The organism is Bordetella pertussis 18323 (assembly GCF_000306945.1).
In the GTDB taxonomy this organism is placed as follows: domain Bacteria; phylum Pseudomonadota; class Gammaproteobacteria; order Burkholderiales; family Burkholderiaceae_B; genus Bordetella; species Bordetella pertussis.
Genome location: NC_018518.1, coordinates 482518 through 500008, shown reverse-complemented (window position 1 = coordinate 500008; position 17491 = coordinate 482518). Strand labels below are relative to the sequence as shown.

Genomic DNA, 17491 nt, shown 5'->3' with positions numbered 1-17491 from the left:
GCTAGCGCTCCCCCAGGCTTTCGCCGGCATGCCGCGCCACCGGGCTGAGCAGATACTCGATGAGGCGCCGCGAGCCGGTCCGGATATCGGCCTGCACCGCCATGCCTTCCTTGAGCAGCCGCGGCTTGCCGTCCACCTCCAGGGCAGGGTGCGCCAGCGCGATCGTCACGCGGTACGAGTGCTGTTGGCGGTCGTCGACCACCGTATCCGGAGACACATACAACACCTTGCCTTCGAGCGTTCCGTACTTCGTATAGTCGTAGGCGCCGACCTTGACGGTAGCTGGCGCGCCCGCCCTGACAAAGCCGATGTCCTTGCTGTCGAGCTGAGCCTGGACCTGGATGCCGGCGCCGCTGGGCACCACCATCATCAAGGGCTGGGTCGCGGCCACCGCCGTTCCCTCGGTCAGCGCAACCAGCTGCTGCACGACGCCATCGACAGGCGCGGTCAGCACCAACCGGCTGCGCTGGGCACTCGTGCGCGCGATCTCCTGCTCGGCCTGCGCAGCCAGCTTGCGCGCCAGGACCAGCGTCTCGAACGCCTGGCGTCGCGTCTGGGTCTGCAGCGCGGCGCGCTGCGCCTCGCTCTGGCGCAACCGGCCTTCCAGGGTCATGCGCGCCTGCTCTTTTTCCAGGTAGGCCTGCTGCGATACGTCGCCGTCGCGCCGCAGGCCACGATGAGCATGGGCGATCTGCGTCACCAGCCCAAGCTCGCGCCGATAGGTGGCGATTGCCGCCTCGATGGAGCGCAATTGCGCCTGATAGTCGGCATACTGGCTGTCCAAGTATGACTGGGCCGCCATCATGCCGGGATCGGCCGGCAGCTCGGCCAATACCGGCGCGCGCCCGGTATCCAGCGCCCTGATCATGGCGCGGGAGCGGGCCTCGTCCTGGCGCGCCTGCGCAGCCTGGACACGCCATTTGCGTTCTTCCGCCTCCGTCACGCCCGCGTCGAGCCGCAGCAGCACGTCGCCGGCGGCCACGCGGCTATTGTCGGCGACCAGCACGCGCGCGACGCGACCGGTTTCGGACGCCGCGATGATCTTGCTCTGGCCCACCGGCACCACCTTGCCCGCCGCATGCACGACGATCTCGGTCTTGCCCACTACCGACCAGACCAGCGCGCCCGCCGCCAGCGCCATCAGTATGCGCGCCAGCCAACGGGCCGTGGGCGATATCGGACGCTCCTGCAGCGACAACGCGGAAGGGAGGAACTCGGTCTCCACCGGATCGAACCAGCCCGCCGGGCGTCGATGGCGCTGACGCCAGCTGGCCGCCAGCACCCGGCCGTGGCGGGCCGCGAGTTCGCGCAGTGCGCGTCTCATCCCGCCTCCCCTGCCTGCAGCGCCTGCAAGCGCGCGTACAGGCCGCCGGCGGCCAGCAGCGTTTCGTGGCTGCCGCACTCGGCCACCTCGCCGCCCTCCATCACGACGATGCGATCGGCGCAGCGCACGGCGGAGAGCCGGTGGGCGATGATGATCACAGTGCGGCCGTCGCAGATATCGCGCATGTTGCGCTGGATGATGTGCTCCGACTCGTAGTCCAGCGCGCTGGTGGCCTCGTCCAGGATCAGCACGCGCGGGCGATGGATCAGCGCGCGGGCGATGCCGATGCGCTGGCGCTGACCGCCCGACAATCCCACGCCGTTCTCGCCCAGCATGGTGTCGTAGCCTTCAGGCAACTGGCAGATGAACTCGTGCGCTCCCGCCAGCCGCGCCGCCGCCACCACTTCGTGCATGCTCGCGCCGGGGCGGGTCAGCGCAATGTTGTCGCGTACGCTGCGGTTGAACAGCGTGCTTTCCTGCAGCACAACGCCCAGCTGGCGCCGCAGCGAAGCGCTGTCCACGATGCCGATGTCATGGCCGTCGATCAGCACCCGGCCGCGGTCGGCGACGAACATGCGCTGTATCAGCCGAGTCAGCGTACTCTTGCCCGACCCGGAACGCCCTACCACACCCACCACCTCGCCCGGCGCAATGCGCAGGCTGACATTGCGCAGCGCATCGGCGGCGTCCGGCCGATAGCGAAACGATACCCGGTCCAGCTCGATGGAACCGCGCAGCGCCGGCAATTGTGCCTTGTCGCCGGCCACCTCGGTACGGCAGTTCAGGATGTCGCCCAGACGCTGCATCGAAACGCCGGTCTGCTGGAAATCGTTCCACAGCTGCGCCAACCGGATCACGGGTTGCGTCACATGGCCGGACAGCATGTTGAAGGCCACCAGCTCACCCACGGTCATGCGCTGCGCGACCACCTCGGTGGCGCCCACCCACAGGACTCCCAGCGCAACCAGCCGGCTGATCAGCGTCACCCCGGTGTTGGCCAGCATGGCGACGTTGGCCACCGACAGGCCGGCCGCGACGTAACCGGCCAGCTGCCGGTCCCAGTTGCGCTGCCACTGCGGCTCGACCGCCAGCGACTTGACGGTGTCGATGCCGCTGACGGTCTCCACCAGAAAGGCCTGGTTCTCGGCGCCACGGTTGAACTTGACATCCAGGCGGCGGCGCAGCACCGGCGTCAGCACCAGCGACAGAAGAAAATAGCAAGGCAACGCCGCCAGCACGACCAGCGTCAGCTTCACGCTGTAGAAGAACATGACGGCGATGAACACCACGGAAAACACCACATCGAGCAGCACCGTCACGGCATTGCCGGTAAGAAAGGCGCGGATATGCTCCAGTTCGCGCACGCGGGCCACCGAGTCGCCCACCCGGCGCGCCTGGAAGTACGCCAGCGGCAAGCGCAGCAGATGCGCGTAAAGGCGCGCACCCAGCTCCACATCCAGCTTGCTGCTGGTATGCGCAAACAGGTAAGTACGGATGCCGGTCAACAGGGCCTCGAACAGGATGGCCGCCAGGAACCCCACTGCGATGACATTGAGCGTTTCCATGGCGTTGTTGACCAGCACTTTGTCCATGACCACCTGGAAGAACAAGGGCGTCAACAGGGAAATGAACTGCAGCACCAACGAGATCAGCAGCACCTCACCGATGAGATGGCGATGCTTGACCAGCGCCGGAATGAACCAGCTGAAGTCAAAGCGCGCCAGGGCCTGCGTCGGGCTGGCCGCGCAAGCACAAAGCAGCAGCTCCCCCGCCCACAGCGCCTCGAACTCGGCCTGCCCCAGGCGCGCGGGCGCCTGGCCCGGACGCTGGATGAGTACGGCCTGGTCCGCGCCGGGCTCGAAGCGGGCAAGAACAAAGTAGCCGCCCTGCCGGTCCAGCGCGATGGCCGGCAGCGGCGCGCGTGGCAGCCGCGCCGGCGCGGGTCGGTGCCGCCGCACTTTCAGGCCGACCCGGCGCGCCGCCAGCTGTATCGTTTCGCTACAGAATGCCTGCTCGGCGAACTCATGCCGCAACTGCTCGGGATCGGCTGCCAATCCGTGATAGCGAGCCAGCATGACCAGGCAGAGCAACCCGGAATCGGGCACGCTGGCGCATTGCGCCACGGGCGACGTCATGATGGGAAATACCTCGGAGAAGAACGCAAAGAGACGGCGCCGCCGCGCGAGGCAGGCGGGCCGTGATTCACGGCGCTTCAGCGCCAGTTGACAGCCAGGGACTGCATCAGCGTGTCCGGCACGCGCGCCGCCGGCGGGGCAGCCGCCGCCGCGCCGGGGTCCGGATACTGCGCCATTGCCTCGACCAGCTTTTCGATGCCTGCCTGGTCTACCGCCTGGTTGGCGGCATGGATGATTTCCACCCGGTGATCGGCGTCGCGATACCAGTCGTGCACGGTAAGTGCATCGTCGGTGCCGAGAATGCGGATCTCCAGGTCGTTGCCCTGGCGCGCGAACCACAGCTGGTCCGCCCCCGCGTTGATGCGGATGGTGTCATGGCCGCCGCCCGATTCGTAGATCGTGTCGTGCCCGTACCCGACCCCGAACAGATAAGTATCATCGCCCTGCCCGCCGAACAGATCGTCGTTGCCCGCATCGCCGCTGAGCAGGTCCGAGCCCTCGTCGCCCAGCAGCACATCGTCGCCAGCGCCGCCGGACAGCACGTCGTTGCCCGCCAGGCCATTGAGGACGTTGGCGCCTGCGTCGCCGATCAGCACGTCATCACGCGCGCTGCCCACGGCGTTCTCGATATTGCGCAACACGTTGCTGGTTTCGGGTTCGTCCATCAGGCTGGCGAACCCCTTGCCCAAGCTCAGGAATACGCCCTTTGCGCCGGCGTCGAGGCCCCGGCCCGGGCCGCTGAAATCCACGGTATCGCGGCCGTCGCCGCCGTCGAGCAGATTGCCGGCATTGGCGGCATCCTGGAAGAACCAGTCGTCACCGGCTTCGCCGTACAAGCGATCGCGTCCGGCGTCGCCCGACAGCTGGTCGTCGCCGTCGCCGCCCAGCAGCACATCGTCGCCCTCGCCGCCCGCAAGCACGTCGGCGCCACCCGCGCCGCGCAGCACGTTGGCCTGCGCATCGCCCGTGATGCGGTCGGCCAGTTCCGTGCCCACCACGTTCTCGATACCGGAAACCGTATCGTAGGCGCTGCTGCCGGCCTCGCCCAGCTTGTCGACGCGGCCGGCGCCCAGGTCAGCCAGGATGCCCAGCCCGATGCGACCCGCGGCAATGCCGGCATGCGCGCCGGTCTGGCTGTAATCGACGGTATCCACCCCATCTCCGCCGCGCAGCACGTCATGCTCGCGCGCCTGCGTCTGGCCGAACCAATCGTTGCCCGCGCCGCCTTCAAGGGTATCGTCGCCCAGCCCCCCGTAGAGGGTGTCGTTGCCGGCGTCGCCATACAGCATGTCGTTGCCGTCGCCGCCGAACAGCAGATCATCGCCGTCGCCGCCGCGCACGGTATCGTCGCCGCCCTGGCCCATCAGGGTATTGGCTTGCGCGTCGCCGATGAGCACATCCTTCATGCTCGTACCGATGACGTTTTCGACATTGCGGACATTATCGTAATAGTCCACGCCCAGCGCGGACGCCTTGCGCACCCATTCCCTGGACAGGTCCGCCTCGATCCCGAAGCCGTATTCATGCGGCGCAACGATCCTGCCTGGATGGATCATGGCGGAGTAGTCGACGGTGTCCAGCCCCGCGCCGCCGTCGATGTCATCGCTGACGGTCTCGTCGTCCTGCAGGAAGATGTCGTTGCCGTCCTCGCCATACAGCGTGTCCAGGCCCAGGCCGCCGCGCAGGATGTCGTCGCCGCCCCGGCCGCGTATCGTGTCGTTGCCATCGTGGCCCCAGAGCTCGTTGTCCTGGTCGTCGCCGGCGATGCGGTCGTTTAGGCGGGAGCCGTGCAGATTCTCGATATTCTTGACATGGTCGACGCTGAACAGGTTCAGGGCCGGCCACTTCTCGACCGTGCCCTTTTGAAGATCGGCATGGATGCCCGTGTCGCCCATGCGTTCGAGGCGCTCCTCGGAAGGCTGGTGCACGTTGTACTTCACGGTATCGACGCCCGCGCCGCCATCGAGCTGGTTGCTCCATACCCCCAGGTCCTGCAGGAATACGTCGTCGCCGGCGCCGCCGATGACCGTGTTTTGGCCCTCGCCGCCAACCAGGGTGTCGTTGCCGGCGCCGCCATCCAGCCTGTCGTCGCCCGACCCGCCGGCTAGGAAGTTGTCGTGCGCATTGCCGGTGATCGAATCGTTGCCGGCCCCGCCGATGATGTGCTGCACATGCTCGAGCGTGTCGACCTCCACCAGTTGCCCGACACGGGCCAGCTCGACATGGCGGTATTGGACATTCTCCGTGCGCTTGCCGTAGGCGGTTGTCTGGGTAGCCACGCCTTCGCGATACACGTTGGCGTTGTTCAACTGCTTGCGCACGTTGAAACGTTCCCCGTCGGCGGACACGGTAATGGAATCCTGTCGACCCAGGGCGGCATAGCTGACCGTGTTGGTGCCCGCGCCGCCGTCATAATGGATGCGCGAAGCATTGGCAAGCACGACGTCATCGCCATCTCCGCCGATCACATCCAGTTTGATGCTGTGCTTGAGCACGCCATTGGCGTCGACCAGTTGCGACACCACCTTGGCCAGATCGATGGTGGTGTCGGCCGCGCCGTCCCGGATGCGCCAGCGGTCCTGCTTGCCCACGATCTCGACGAATGTGGTGAATTCGCTCTTGCCCGTTTTCGTGCGCCGGCGCTGCTCTTCTCCTGGCGCGGCCAGCGGCGTGATGAACGTCAGCGCCGGCCGCTCGCCCTTGCGGCTGGCGATATCGATGCCGCCGGCGGCGACGTCGAGGACCACCGGCTGGCCGGCCACCCGCTCGCCCTGGACGAAGCGGTCCACGAACACGTCGACGGATTTCAGGTTGTCCGCGTTGCCGGTAATGGCGGCCAGTTCGAGCGCCGACTTGGAGATCTCTGTCGTCTGCACCCCGATCACGCTGCTGGCGTTCCAACCGGCCTGCAGGTCGGCCAGCATTTTCCGTAGGCCGTCCGAATTGGCCAGTTGTTCGTGACGCGCCTGCAGGTTTTTCTCGAAGTACGCTTGCGGCCCGCCCAGCTCGTCGATCTTGCGAGCGTAATCGTTGGCCAGCTTTTCGATGATGGGCTGCTGCACGCCGCGCAGGATGCCGTTGAGAGCCCCGGTCAGCAAGGAAGTGACCACCGCCACCGGGGCCCCTACCACGCTGGCCGCCGCGGCGATCGACACCGCCGCCCCCACCGTGCTCAGGACGGCGGAGACGCCGGCGACGGCGCCCTCGGCGGCCGTCTTGTCGCGATACAGCTGGGCCAGCAAGGCGTCGCCCTCGTAACCGTATGCGCTCGATTCCTGCGCCAGCTTGTCCAGCTGATCCGCATAGTGCGATTGCTGCACCAGGCCGTAGATCTCCATGGGACTGAGCGCCGCGGCCAATGCGCCGGCAGCCGCCCCGGCCGACGCCCCGGCCACCTGCAAGCCGCTGGTCACGCCGCGCGCCGCGGCCAGCGCCAACGCGATGGAAGAAGCCAGCTCGACCGTTCCACCTGTCAACTGCAGCGCGATCTCGGCGCCGGCGGCGGCCTTCTGTCCGGCCGGCGCGTCATCGGTCAACGACATCCCGGCGCCAACGGCCGCGGCGATGCCGCCTCCCAGCGCCATCGCGCCGCCAGCCACGCCGAAACCGCCGGCCCAGCGCGAAGACCCGCGGAAAAAACCGCTCACGGTTTCGGCCACGGCGCTGCTGGCCTCGCCCAAGCCGAACACGGCCGCCGACAACGAGGCCGCTTCCTGCGGCGTGTTGGTGGAACCGGCCCGGCCGAATTGCGTCATCAGGGCAATGGCATGAACCAGCCGCTGCGCCGCCGCCACCGCCTGGGCGCCCTGCAGCGCCCGCTGCCCCCAGTGCGCCGACGCACCGCTCACGCCCGGCTCGGCATCGTCCTGCCGCGCCCCGGCGTGCAAGACTTGCCGGGTCATTTCCAGTTCCGCCGCTTCCACGGCGGCCATGTCGGACACCTCGCCCAACGAGAACGATCGCGATCCCACCCCATCAAGGCTGTCATAGCCGGAATCCTGGCGTTCCACTGCGCCCAGCGACGGCCGCCGCAATCCGGGTGACGCCGGCACCGTTTCCAGTACATCCGGCGAGAACTTCGAACGTCCGCTCGGCACGCCGGGCGCGGCTCCCAGCCCATCGTCGAACAGGCTTTTCCCCGCCACGCCGTATGCACGGTTCTCGTAGAAGACATAGCCCTCGCCGCGCTGCTGGCCAATGTATTCCTTCAGTTGCCCGCGCGTGAGCATCTGGCTTTCACCGGTGGCCGATACGACGAAAATCTTCTCATCTGCCTCCGGGAAAGGATTGTTCTGCTCAGTGCCATGCTGGACCACGTCCTGCGCGCCGACGGCGTGCGCCCGCCTGTTCAGCGCATTGCGCACTTCCAGCTCGAAATCGGTGATCACGCCGATATTCATGTCGCCGTCGTAGCGGAACTGGCGACGCGCCTCGGTGCCCACTGCGGAACGGGCGCCGGCGCGAGCGATTTTCCACAACAAGTCGATGCGTTCGCGATCCAGGCCGCCCGTGGCCTCGCTGGCGGCCCGCCGCGTGCGCGCCAGGTAATCGGTCACCGAATCGCCGCTGGTCACCGAACTGCGCGCCGAGTCGCGGAAGTTGGACAGATGCGGCATAATGGCGAACATGTCGATATCCGCCGTCAGTGGAATACCGGCGGCATTGCCGATCACCTTGACCGCCTCGAAATCGTCGCCGCCCTTGCGGCGATACTGCACGGCATAGCGCCCGTCCGAGGTTTCCTTCACGCGAAACTCGAACTGCTCGTAGCCTGCGTGGTTGCTCGCGACCACGCCATCGGCCATGCCGGTGACCAGGCCCGCTTGCCGCAGATAGTCAAGCCGCTCTTTCGACAGCGTCAGGTCGACCGCGGTATGGCCATGCGCCAGGCTGCTGTTGACGTCGTTGTCGGCCCGCGCGATCACCTCGGGCGCACGGCCGAACAGTTTGGAAAGATTCGGGTTGACGGGAATGTAGCCCGCCTGCAACCCCCAATCGGACGACTTGGCGTGCACGCCCAATCCTTTGGTGGCCACCCCTTCGGCAATCAGGCTGGTGGAATGGGGGTTGACCAGGCGGAACATCAATGTGGCGTTTTTTTCCTTCGCCACGGCCTTGATGCCATCGAGTACGGCTGCGGGGATGCCAGACTCCCGGTCGGCGGCGTTTGCGTAACCAGCCTGATGCGATTGCTGCATGTGGATCTGTCGATAAGTAGTCGATTGAACGGATTCGCACCGACGCAACCGGTGTGTAGCGCTCAGAACCTCATCCTTCTGCAAGAACCAAACATCCAGCATGTCGTATGACGATGGGCGAAATTATTCCAACATTCGCAATGAAAATGCACAAATTCCCACCAATCCGGAAAATTTGGATCCACCCTACTCGGACAGGAAAATCATCCTAAACACAAAGCGCATATTTCTTTCTAATGAAAAGAAGAACAAGGCTTCAAGGGAGATAAATAAGCGAGCAAGCGCCAACGCGATCGCGACAACAACATTGCACATGTTCGACAAAAGCAGGCGCCGCGACCGAGGCATCGCCCGAAATACGGACATATCCTGGAAACATGTAAGAAAAGCCATTCCGGCGCAACCATGATGCGCCGGCGGCTTGCCATGCGCGCACCCAACACGGAATATGCCCCCCGCTCCACCATGCACCGATGTCATGCTTCCGTCCGCCCAAGCGCCCTCCCTCCTCAATCCCACCGACGACTTCGCGGCACTGGGCAATATTGCCTGGCTGTGGATGAACTCTCCCATGCACCGCGACTGGCCGGTGCATCTGCTCGCACGCAACACGCTCGCGCCGATTCAACTGGGCCAATACATTCTGCTGCGATGCAATGACGTGCCGGTTGCATACTGCAGCTGGGCCCTAATGGACGCCGACACCGAACTCTCCTATGTCATGGCGCCCTCGTCGCTGGGCGGGAATGCCTGGAACTGCGGCGACCGACTGTGGATCATCGACTGGATCGCGCCATTCTCGCGCGACGACAATCGTGCGCTGCGCCGCGCGCTGGCCGAACGGCACCCCGACAGCGTGGGCCGTTCGCTGCGCGTTCGGCGCGGCGGCGACACCGCGCGCGTCAAGGAGTACCGAGGCCGCGCGCTGGACGCGGCCGCCGCTCGCGCGCAGCTGGACCGCTACCATGCCGAACTGATCGCAGGACTGCGCGCGAGCAACGGCGGATACGCGCCGCGAGGCCGGGGCACCGCCTGATCGCGCGACGCGCCCTCAGTCCAGCTGGCCCTGGCAGACGTACTTGATCTGCATGTACTCGGCCAGGCCATGGCGCGATCCTTCGCGGCCGTAACCCGAGTCCTTGACGCCGCCGAACGGGGCCGCCTCGGCGGCCAGCGCGCCCTCGTTGACGCCGACGATGCCGGTCTCCAGCGCGTCGGCCAGGCGCCAGATGCGCCGCACGTCGGTCGAGTAGAAGTAGGCGGCCAGGCCGAACGCGGTCGCATTGGCCGCCGCCACCACCTCGGCCTCGCTGGCGAAGACCGTGATCGGCGCAACCGGCCCGAAGGTTTCCTCGCGAAAGCACGCCATGGTCTCGTCCACCCCCGTCAGCACGGTCGGCGCGTAATAGTGGTCGCCGGCGCAACGGGCCGAGTGGATGCGCTTGCCGCCCACTGCCAGGCGAGCGCCGCGCTCCAGGGCGTCGGCGACGTGATGCTCGATCTTCTCGACGGCGCGCGCGTTGATCATCGGCCCGATCTGCGAAGCCGGGTCGCTGGCCGGCCCGACGACCAGCCCCTCCACCCGCGCCGCCAGCTTGCGGACGAACGCGTCGTGCACGCCGGCCTGCACGAAGATGCGGTTGGGACAGACGCAGGTCTGGCCGCCATTGCGGAACTTGGACACCATCAGGCCCTCGACCGCGGCGTCCAGGTCGGCGTCGTCGAACACAATGAAAGGCGCATTGCCGCCCAGCTCCAGCGAGACCCGCTTCAAGGTGTCGGCGCTGCGCCTGGCCAGATGCTTGCCCACGGGGGTGGAGCCGGTAAAGGTGATCTTGCGCACGCGCGGGTCGTCCAGCCAGGCGTCGGCGACTTCGGCGGCGCGGCCCCGCGAGGCGGTCACGATGTTGAGCACGCCGGGCGGCACCCCCGCCTGCTGCGCCAGGGCCGTCAGCGCCAGCGACGTCAGCGGCGTGTCCTCGGCCGGCTTGCACACGACCGTGCACCCGGCCGCCAGGGCCGGGGCGATCTTGCGGGCGATCATGGCCGCCGGGAAGTTCCACGGCGTGATCGCCGCCACCACGCCGACCGGCTCGCGCAGCGCGAACATGCGCCGCCCTTGCGCCGGGCTGGGGATGAGGTCGCCGTCGGCGCGCGTGGCCTCTTCGGCGAACCACTCGACATAACTGGCCGCATAGCTCACCTCGCCGCGAGCCTCGGCCAGCGGCTTGCCCTGCTCCGAGGAAATCAGACGGGCCAGGTCTTCGGCGTTCTCGTGCAACAGGGCATTCCAGCGCTTGATGATCTGCGCGCGGACCTTGGCGGGGGTCCGGCGCCAGTCCGCGAAGGCCTGGTGCGCCGCCGTGACGGCCGCGCCCGCATCGCGCGCGCCGCTGTCGGGCACATGCGCGATCACCTTGCCGGTGGCGGGATCCGCAACCGCGAAGCGCGCGCCCAGCGCCGCTTCGCGCCATTCCGATCCAATCAGGTTGCGGCCAGGCAGCAGCGCGGCGTTGCCGACGGATAAGGACATGAGGTCTTCCTTTGCAATGTGGAGACGGCGCCGCGGACCGCGGCACCGGTTTGCCTAGATGTGAACTGTCAATAGGTTGTATTCGTCCAGGTTGAGTCTGGAGATGGGTACAGCGCGCCCGATGCCTTGGTGGGGTCGATGCCAGTTGTAGTGGTGTAGCCAGGATTTCATGGCATCGGCTCGGTGTTGGGAGTTCTGGTAGGTGTGAGCGTAAGCCCACTCACGCAAGGCCGACTGGATGAAGCGTTCGGCCTTGCCATTGGTCTGTGGGCGGTAAGGTCGGGTAAAGCGGTGCTTGATGCCCAGCTCATGGCACAGCGCGGCGAAGGCGCGGCTGCGAAAGGCCGAGCCATTGTCGGTGAGCAAGCGCTGGATGGTCACGCCCAGGCGCTGGTAGTAGGCCACTGCGTCCTTGAGGAACTGGACGGCGCTGGGGAAGCGCTCGTCGGGGTGGATGTCGGTGAAGGCCACGCGGGCGTGGTCATCGATGGCCACGAAGACGAAGTCCCAGCCGGCCCCCTCAACGGTATCGCGTCGGTTGCCCGTGACCCGGTGGCCAGGGCGCTGGATACGTCCCAGCTTCTTGATGTCGATGTGCAGCAGATCGCCGGGGGCCTGATGCTCGTAGCGCACCACCGGCTCGGCCGGCTCCAGGTCGGCCAGGTGCGACAGACCGGCGCGGGCCAGGACGCGGCTGACGGTGCTGGCTGACACGCCCAGCGCCTGGGCGATGCGCGCTTGGGTCAGCCGCTTGCGGCGCAGCTCCACGATAGCCAGCGCCTTGGCCGGCGCAATCGCTCGGGGCGAGACCGTCGGGCGCGAGGACGCATCGGCCAAGCCCGCCTGGCCCTGAGCCAGGAAGCGGCCCAGCCATTTGCGCACAGTCGGCGCGGTGACCCCATAGGCGCGGGCCGCTTCAGGCACACAAACTTGATGGGCGATCAATTGCTGGACCATTTCGAGTCGACGTAGGAAGGTCAATCGGGCATGCTTATGGGTGTTCATCCGGCCGGGCTCCTTGAGTGAACTGGGGGGTCGGCGATTTCCAGTTTCTCAAATCCGGTTCGGATGAACCATGCATACAACCTATTGAATCTTCACAGCTAGCGCAAGATTGTGTACGTTTGATGGCGGCCCCAGAGGGGCGCGCGCAGGGCTTAGGGCTTTCCCCGAGAGGACGCGGCGCAGCCCCCGCTTACATGCGGAAATGCTCGCCCAGATAGACGCGGCGCACGGCCGGATCGCCGACGATTTCGTCGGGGTGCCCATCGGTGAGGACCTTGCCTTCGCTGATGATGTAGGCGCGGTCGCAGATGCCCAGGGTTTCGCGCACGTTGTGGTCGGTGATCAGCACGCCGATGCCGCGGCCCTTCAGGAAGCGCACGATGCGCTGGATCTCGATCACGGCGATCGGGTCGACCCCGGCGAAGGGTTCGTCAAGCAGGATGAAGCGCGGGCTGGTGGCCAGGGCGCGCGCGATCTCGACCCGGCGTCGTTCGCCGCCGGACAGCGAAATGGCGGTGTTGGCGCGGATATGGCCGATCTGCAGTTCTTCCAGCAGGGCTTCGAGGTTGTCGCGGATCCTGGCCTCGGGCAGCGGCTTGCCGTTGGGGCCGAGCTGCAGCTCCAGCACGGCGCGGATGTTCTGCTCCACCGTCAGGCGGCGGAACACCGAGGCGTCCTGGGGCAGGTACGACAGGCCCATGCGCGCCCGCTTGTGGATGGGCATGGACGTGATGTTCGAGCCGTCGATCTCGATGCGCCCGGAGTCGGCCGGAACCAGGCCGACGATCATGTAGAAGCTGGTGGTCTTGCCCGCACCGTTGGGCCCGAGCAGGCCCACCACCTCGCCGCTGACCACCGACAGCGAGACATCCTGCACCACGGTGCGGCCGTTGTAGGTCTTGCGCAGCCCGGTGGCGCGCAGGCTGCCGGCGGCGGCGCCGGCAGCGGTGGCGGTGGACAGAGTGGCGTGGGAGTCGGTCATCGTGCAACGTGATAGGAGAGGGAGGCGCGGTTCACTGCGGCTTCTTGGGCGCTTGCTTCTTGGCGCGGCATTCCGCGATCGCGGCGTCGGCCTTGGCGCGCGGCTCGGCCAGCGAGCGTACGCGCCCGCCTGCGGCCGATGAGTTCGGACCGCCCTGCGCCTGGTAGATGCCGGTCTTCTCGTTGTAGCGCACCCGGTCGCCGCGAATCGTGTCGAACGGTTTGCCGCAGATGTAGCGGGTGACGATGGCCTGGCCGATCAGGTCGAACTGGCTCTTGCTGCTTTCGTATTCGGCGCGCAGGCCCTTGCCCTCGATCAGCTCGAAGGTCTCGGGACGGTCCTGGCGGATGGTGACGATCTTGCCCTTGTCGGCCGTGGCGACCCCGAACTGGTTGCCCGCCGCGTCCTCGTTGACTTCCAGCTTGTCCGAGGTCAGCGTCATCAGCCCGCGCGTGAGGATGACGTTGCCCGTGAAGATGCTCTGGCGCTTGATGTCGTCGTAGTGCAGCGTGTCCGAGAGGATCAGCGTGCTCGGCTCTTCGGCCGGCGCGGCCTGGCCGGATTGCGCCTGCGCCTGCGCAGCGCCGGCAGCGGCCAGCAGCAGGATGCTGCACAACCGCAGCGGGGCAAGGGAAAGCCTCAGGTGGGTCATGGTTTGTTCTGGTTGGAGTTGGCGGGCGTCTCGGTGGATTGCCGCTTGCGCCCCTCGGTTCCTGCAATTTCGACGTCGGCGGCCGCCGATACGCGCAATTGCCGGGTCTTGTTGTTGTAATGCATGCCGGTGCCGTTCATGCGGGAATTGCCCTTGTTGACCTGGGCGGGCAAGTCGGTGAACACCACGTCTTCGTCGGGCAGCAGGATCAGCTGCTGGCTGCGTACGTCCAGCGTCTCGTTGCGGGCGTCGGGCTGCCGGTGCACGTGCGTGTCGCCGTTCATGACGATGCGCTGGCCGCCCTGTTCCATGATGGCGGTTTTCGATACCCCGATGGTGATCGGGTTGCCGGCCTGTTGGCCGATGGCGCGCGGCGTGGTCACGTGGTAGGAGTCGTCGTCGGGGAAGTGCTCGACATAGACGCCTTCCAGGCGGTTGATCGGGTGGCCCTGGACGTCGGTGCGCAGCATCACGAAATCGCGCGCCCACGAGTCCATCTCGTGCGTCAGCCGGCGCGGCGGATCGACCTGGACGGCGCGTTGCGCATAGTCGGCCGCCCACCACGTGCCGACGACCAGCGCCAGCAGCAGGAACAAGGCGATCAGCGAGGGAAAGCGTTCTTTCATGCCTGATAACGGTTACTGGATGGCGCCGGGCCCGAGCAGGGCCGGCGTGCCCAGGAAGGTGCCCAGGCGGCCCTGGGCGGCAAGCAGCAGGTCGCAGCATTCGCGCACCGCGCCCTGGCCGCCCGGCTGGCTGGATACCCAGTGGGCGGCTTGCGCCACGTAGCCCGGCGCATTGGCGACGCTGGCGGCGAAGCCGGCGCGCTGCATGGCAGGCAGGTCGATGATGTCGTCGCCCATATAGCCGGTCTGGTTGAGTTGGACGCCCACGCGCTGGGCAAGTTCACTCAGGGCGCCGCCCTTGTCGCGCACGCCTTGCAGCACTTCGGCGATGCCCAGCTCGGCGGCGCGCCGGTCGGCGATGGGGCCGGAGCGGCCGGTGATCAGGGCGACTTTCAGGCCGCCTTCCATCAGCAGCCGCAGGCCATGGCCGTCCAGCGCATGGAAACGCTTGAACATTTCGCCGTGCTCGCCATAGTACAGGCCGCCATCGGTCAGCACGCCGTCGACGTCGAAAACCATCAGGCGCACCGCGGCGGCGCGTTCGCGCACCGAGGCGGGGATGCGGGCGAGCACCAGGGCTTCGGCGGGGTGCGGCACGGAAACAGGAGAGTTCTTGGTCATACTACTTTGGCTGCCATCAAGTCGTGAGTATGCAGGGCGCCGATCAGCACGCCGGCGGTGTCCACCACCAGCATCTGGTTGAGGCGGCGGTCGTCCATTTGCTGGGCGGCCTCGGCGGCCAGCGCGTCAGGCCCGATGGTACGCGGAGCCCGGGTCATGCCGTCGGCTACCGTCAGGCTGCGGATGTCGCCGACGCGCTCGATCAGGCGGCGCAGGTCGCCGTCGGTGAAGATGCCCACGGGCTTGCGCTGTGCGTCGACGACCGCCGTCATGCCCATGCCCTTGGCCGAGATTTCCTCGAGCGCGCGGGGCAGGGGGGCGTCTTCGGCGACGATGGGCAGCGCGGGCCCGTGCCGCATCACGTCGCGCACGTGGGTGAGCAGGCGGCGGCCCAGGGCGCCGCCGGGGTGGGAACGCGCGAAATCCTCGCGGCCGAAGCCGCGCGCCTCCAGGCAGGCGACCGCCAGGGCGTCGCCCAGGGCCAGCGCCGCCGTGGTGCTGGCGGTGGGCGCCAGATTGAGCGGGCAGGCCTCCTGGGACACGCTGGCGTCCAGGTGCACGTCGGCCAGGCGGGCCAGTTCGGATTCGGCGTTGCCGGTAATGGCGATCAGTCCCGCGCCCATGCGGCGCACCACCGGCAGAATGGTCAGCAGCTCCTGGCCGGTGCCGGAATAGGAAATCGCGATCAGGACATCGTCGCGGGTGACCATCCCCAGGTCGCCGTGGATGGCTTCGGCGGCGTGCACGAAAAAGGCCGGCGTGCCGGTGGAGGCCAGGGTGGCGGCCAGCTTGCGGGCAATGTGCCCGGTCTTGCCGATGCCGCTGACCACGACACGGCCGCGGCAGGCCAGCAGCATGCCGACGACCTGCACGAAGCTGTCGTCGAGCCGGGCGGCGAGGTCGGCAATAGCTTGCGCCTCGGTCTGCAGCGTGCGGCGTGCCGAGGCGAGAATGGCCTCGGGCGTGGGGTCGGGATGAGCGCTCATGGAGCGGATTTTAATCGCAGTGCGCCAAGTTGCCGGGTCCGGGCCCCTATGGCATGCTGGCGGCTCCTTTTTGCGCCCTTTTTCTTTTCAGGCAGGCCCGTCGTCATGTCCACCTTTCCCGCGCCGGTTCTCGGCACCCCGCTGTCTCCAACGGCTACCCGCGTCATGTTGCTGGGCGCAGGCGAGCTAGGCAAGGAGGTGGTGATCGCCCTGCAGCGCCTGGGGGTGGAGGTCATCGCGGTCGACCGCTATGCCGACGCGCCGGGCCACCAGGTGGCGCATCGCGCCCACGTGGTCTCCATGACCGATCCGCAGGCGCTGCGGCAGGTCATCGAGCAGGAGCGCCCGCATGTGGTCGTGCCCGAAATCGAGGCCATTGCCACCGACCTGCTGGTCGCGCTGGAGGACGAAGGCGCCGTGCACGTCACGCCCACCGCCCGCGCCGCCCACCTGACCATGAACCGCGAAGGCATCCGCCGGCTGGCCGCCGAGACCCTGGGCCTGCCCACCTCGCCCTACCGCTTCGTCGATACCGAGCAGGCGCTGCGCGAGGCCATCGACGGCGGCATCGGCTATCCGTGCGTGATCAAGCCGGTCATGTCCTCCTCGGGCAAGGGCCAGTCGATCATCCGCTCGGCCGATGACATCGCCGCCGCGTGGCGCTACGCCCAGGAGGGCGGGCGCGTGGGCGCCGGACGCGTGATCGTCGAGGGTTTCATCGAGTTCGACTACGAGATCACCCTGCTGACGGTGCGCGCCCGCGGCGCCGACGGGCAGATCGTGACGCAGTTCTGCGAGCCCATCGGGCATCGCCAGGTCGATGGCGACTATGTCGAGAGCTGGCAGCCCCATCCCATGTCGCCGGTCGCGCTGCAGCGCTCGCGCGAGATCGCCCTGGCCGTGACCGGCGACCTGGGCGGCCTGGGCATATTCGGGGTGGAGCTGTTCGTGGCCGGCGACCAGGTCTGGTTCTCCGAAGTCAGCCCGCGTCCGCACGACACCGGCATGGTCACCCTGATTTCCCAGGTGCAGAACGAATTCGAGCTGCATGCGCGCGCGCTGCTGGGCCTGCCGGTGGACACGCGCCTGCGCCAGCCGGGCGCAAGCAGCGTCATCTACGGCGGGGTCGATGCCCGCGGCGTGGCCTTCGAGGGCGTGGCGCAGGCGCTGGCCGAGCCCGGCACCGACATCCGCCTGTTCGGCAAGCCCGAGTCTTACGCCAAGCGGCGCATGGGCGTGGGGCTGGCCGTGGCCGACGACGTCGACCAGGCCCGGGCCAAGGCGGCGCGCGTGTCGCAGGCCGTGCGCGTGCGCGCCTGAGGCAACCCGCCCTTGCCAGGGCCTGGCACATCGGCCCTGGCAAGGGGGTTCGCGGAAACGTCCTATTCGGGAATGATGCGCATTATCGCTAGGATCGCGAGTGCTTCCA

General features: G+C 67.4%; 13 protein-coding genes. 3 read left to right on the top strand and 10 right to left on the bottom strand.

Annotated elements, in window-relative coordinates; genetic code table 11:
• Nucleotide 1 precedes the first annotated feature (1 nt).
• The 3 genes from cyaD to cyaA form a co-directional block, all read right to left on the bottom strand.
• Nucleotides 2-1324, bottom strand: coding sequence for a cyclolysin T1SS periplasmic adaptor subunit CyaD (cyaD, locus tag BN118_RS02400; RefSeq protein ID WP_010929997.1), 1323 nt, complete (start codon nucleotides 1322-1324; stop codon nucleotides 2-4).
• Complete coding sequence (cyaB, locus tag BN118_RS02395; protein WP_041166126.1) at nucleotides 1321-3459, bottom strand: cyclolysin T1SS permease/ATPase CyaB; 2139 nt, start codon at nucleotides 3457-3459, stop codon at nucleotides 1321-1323. The genes cyaD and cyaB overlap by 4 nt, the downstream gene beginning before the upstream one ends.
• Nucleotides 3460-3536: 77 nt before the next feature.
• Nucleotides 3537-8657, bottom strand: a complete 5121-nt coding sequence (cyaA, locus tag BN118_RS02390; protein WP_010929995.1) for a bifunctional adenylate cyclase toxin/hemolysin CyaA — start codon at nucleotides 8655-8657, stop codon at nucleotides 3537-3539.
• Between the two features lie 100 nt (nucleotides 8658-8757).
• Between cyaA and BN118_RS20055 the strand changes: the two genes are divergently transcribed.
• Nucleotides 8758-9066, top strand: a complete 309-nt coding sequence (locus BN118_RS20055; RefSeq protein ID WP_153302771.1) for a hypothetical protein — start codon at nucleotides 8758-8760, stop codon at nucleotides 9064-9066.
• 69 nt (nucleotides 9067-9135) lie between these two features.
• Nucleotides 9136-9693, top strand: a complete 558-nt coding sequence (gene cyaC / locus BN118_RS02380) for a cyclolysin-activating lysine-acyltransferase (RefSeq protein WP_010929994.1) — start codon at nucleotides 9136-9138, stop codon at nucleotides 9691-9693.
• 15 nt (nucleotides 9694-9708) lie between these two features.
• Here the strand turns inward: cyaC and BN118_RS02375 are convergent, their stop codons facing one another.
• The 7 genes from BN118_RS02375 to BN118_RS02345 all read right to left on the bottom strand — a co-directional run bounded on the left by BN118_RS02375 (nucleotide 9709) and on the right by BN118_RS02345 (nucleotide 16062).
• Nucleotides 9709-11190, bottom strand: coding sequence for an NAD-dependent succinate-semialdehyde dehydrogenase (locus tag BN118_RS02375; RefSeq protein ID WP_010929993.1), 1482 nt, complete (start codon nucleotides 11188-11190; stop codon nucleotides 9709-9711).
• Between the two features lie 54 nt (nucleotides 11191-11244).
• Nucleotides 11245-12195: an IS481-like element IS481 family transposase gene (locus tag BN118_RS02370; protein WP_005015810.1), complete on the bottom strand. Its 951-nt coding sequence runs from the start codon at nucleotides 12193-12195 to the stop codon at nucleotides 11245-11247.
• Between the two features lie 190 nt (nucleotides 12196-12385).
• A complete protein-coding gene (gene lptB, locus BN118_RS02365) occupies nucleotides 12386-13177 on the bottom strand; it encodes an LPS export ABC transporter ATP-binding protein (protein WP_003815177.1) in 792 nt (263 codons plus the stop codon).
• A gap of 31 nt (nucleotides 13178-13208) precedes the next feature.
• Nucleotides 13209-13829, bottom strand: a complete 621-nt coding sequence (gene lptA / locus BN118_RS02360; RefSeq protein WP_003815175.1) for a lipopolysaccharide transport periplasmic protein LptA — start codon at nucleotides 13827-13829, stop codon at nucleotides 13209-13211.
• Entirely contained in the window at nucleotides 13826-14455 is a 630-nt protein-coding gene (lptC, locus tag BN118_RS02355) for an LPS export ABC transporter periplasmic protein LptC (RefSeq protein ID WP_010929967.1), read from the bottom strand. Before lptC ends, lptA begins: the two co-directional genes overlap by 4 nt.
• Nucleotides 14456-14467: 12 nt before the next feature.
• On the bottom strand, nucleotides 14468-15076 hold the full coding sequence (locus BN118_RS02350; RefSeq protein WP_003815172.1) for a KdsC family phosphatase: 609 nt from the start codon (nucleotides 15074-15076) through the stop codon (nucleotides 14468-14470).
• Nucleotides 15073-16062 carry a KpsF/GutQ family sugar-phosphate isomerase gene (locus BN118_RS02345; protein ID WP_003815171.1) on the bottom strand — a complete coding sequence of 330 codons (990 nt, stop codon included), beginning with the start codon at nucleotides 16060-16062 and terminating at the stop codon, nucleotides 15073-15075. The genes BN118_RS02350 and BN118_RS02345 overlap by 4 nt, the downstream gene beginning before the upstream one ends.
• A gap of 105 nt (nucleotides 16063-16167) precedes the next feature.
• Here BN118_RS02345 and purT point away from each other — a divergent pair, with 105 nt between their 5' ends.
• Complete coding sequence (gene purT, locus BN118_RS02340) at nucleotides 16168-17382, top strand: formate-dependent phosphoribosylglycinamide formyltransferase (protein WP_010929968.1); 1215 nt, start codon at nucleotides 16168-16170, stop codon at nucleotides 17380-17382.
• The last annotated feature ends 109 nt before the right edge of the window (nucleotides 17383-17491 follow it).

What these genes read in the sequence shown, in the direction of transcription:
- cyaD (WP_010929997.1), bottom strand. Translation starts at nt 1,324, where the DNA reads ATGAGACGCGCACTGCGCGAACTCGCGGCCCGCCACGGCCGGGTGCTG.
- cyaB (WP_041166126.1), bottom strand. Translation starts at nt 3,459, where the DNA reads ATGACGTCGCCCGTGGCGCAATGCGCCAGCGTGCCCGATTCCGGGTTG.
- cyaA (WP_010929995.1), bottom strand. Translation starts at nt 8,657, where the DNA reads ATGCAGCAATCGCATCAGGCTGGTTACGCAAACGCCGCCGACCGGGAG.
- BN118_RS20055 (WP_153302771.1), top strand. Translation starts at nt 8,758, where the DNA reads ATGTCGTATGACGATGGGCGAAATTATTCCAACATTCGCAATGAAAAT.
- cyaC (WP_010929994.1), top strand. Translation starts at nt 9,136, where the DNA reads ATGCTTCCGTCCGCCCAAGCGCCCTCCCTCCTCAATCCCACCGACGAC.
- BN118_RS02375 (WP_010929993.1), bottom strand. Translation starts at nt 11,190, where the DNA reads ATGTCCTTATCCGTCGGCAACGCCGCGCTGCTGCCTGGCCGCAACCTG.
- BN118_RS02370 (WP_005015810.1), bottom strand. Translation starts at nt 12,195, where the DNA reads ATGAACACCCATAAGCATGCCCGATTGACCTTCCTACGTCGACTCGAA.
- lptB (WP_003815177.1), bottom strand. Translation starts at nt 13,177, where the DNA reads ATGACCGACTCCCACGCCACTCTGTCCACCGCCACCGCTGCCGGCGCC.
- lptA (WP_003815175.1), bottom strand. Translation starts at nt 13,829, where the DNA reads ATGACCCACCTGAGGCTTTCCCTTGCCCCGCTGCGGTTGTGCAGCATC.
- lptC (WP_010929967.1), bottom strand. Translation starts at nt 14,455, where the DNA reads ATGAAAGAACGCTTTCCCTCGCTGATCGCCTTGTTCCTGCTGCTGGCG.
- BN118_RS02350 (WP_003815172.1), bottom strand. Translation starts at nt 15,076, where the DNA reads ATGACCAAGAACTCTCCTGTTTCCGTGCCGCACCCCGCCGAAGCCCTG.
- BN118_RS02345 (WP_003815171.1), bottom strand. Translation starts at nt 16,062, where the DNA reads ATGAGCGCTCATCCCGACCCCACGCCCGAGGCCATTCTCGCCTCGGCA.
- purT (WP_010929968.1), top strand. Translation starts at nt 16,168, where the DNA reads ATGTCCACCTTTCCCGCGCCGGTTCTCGGCACCCCGCTGTCTCCAACG.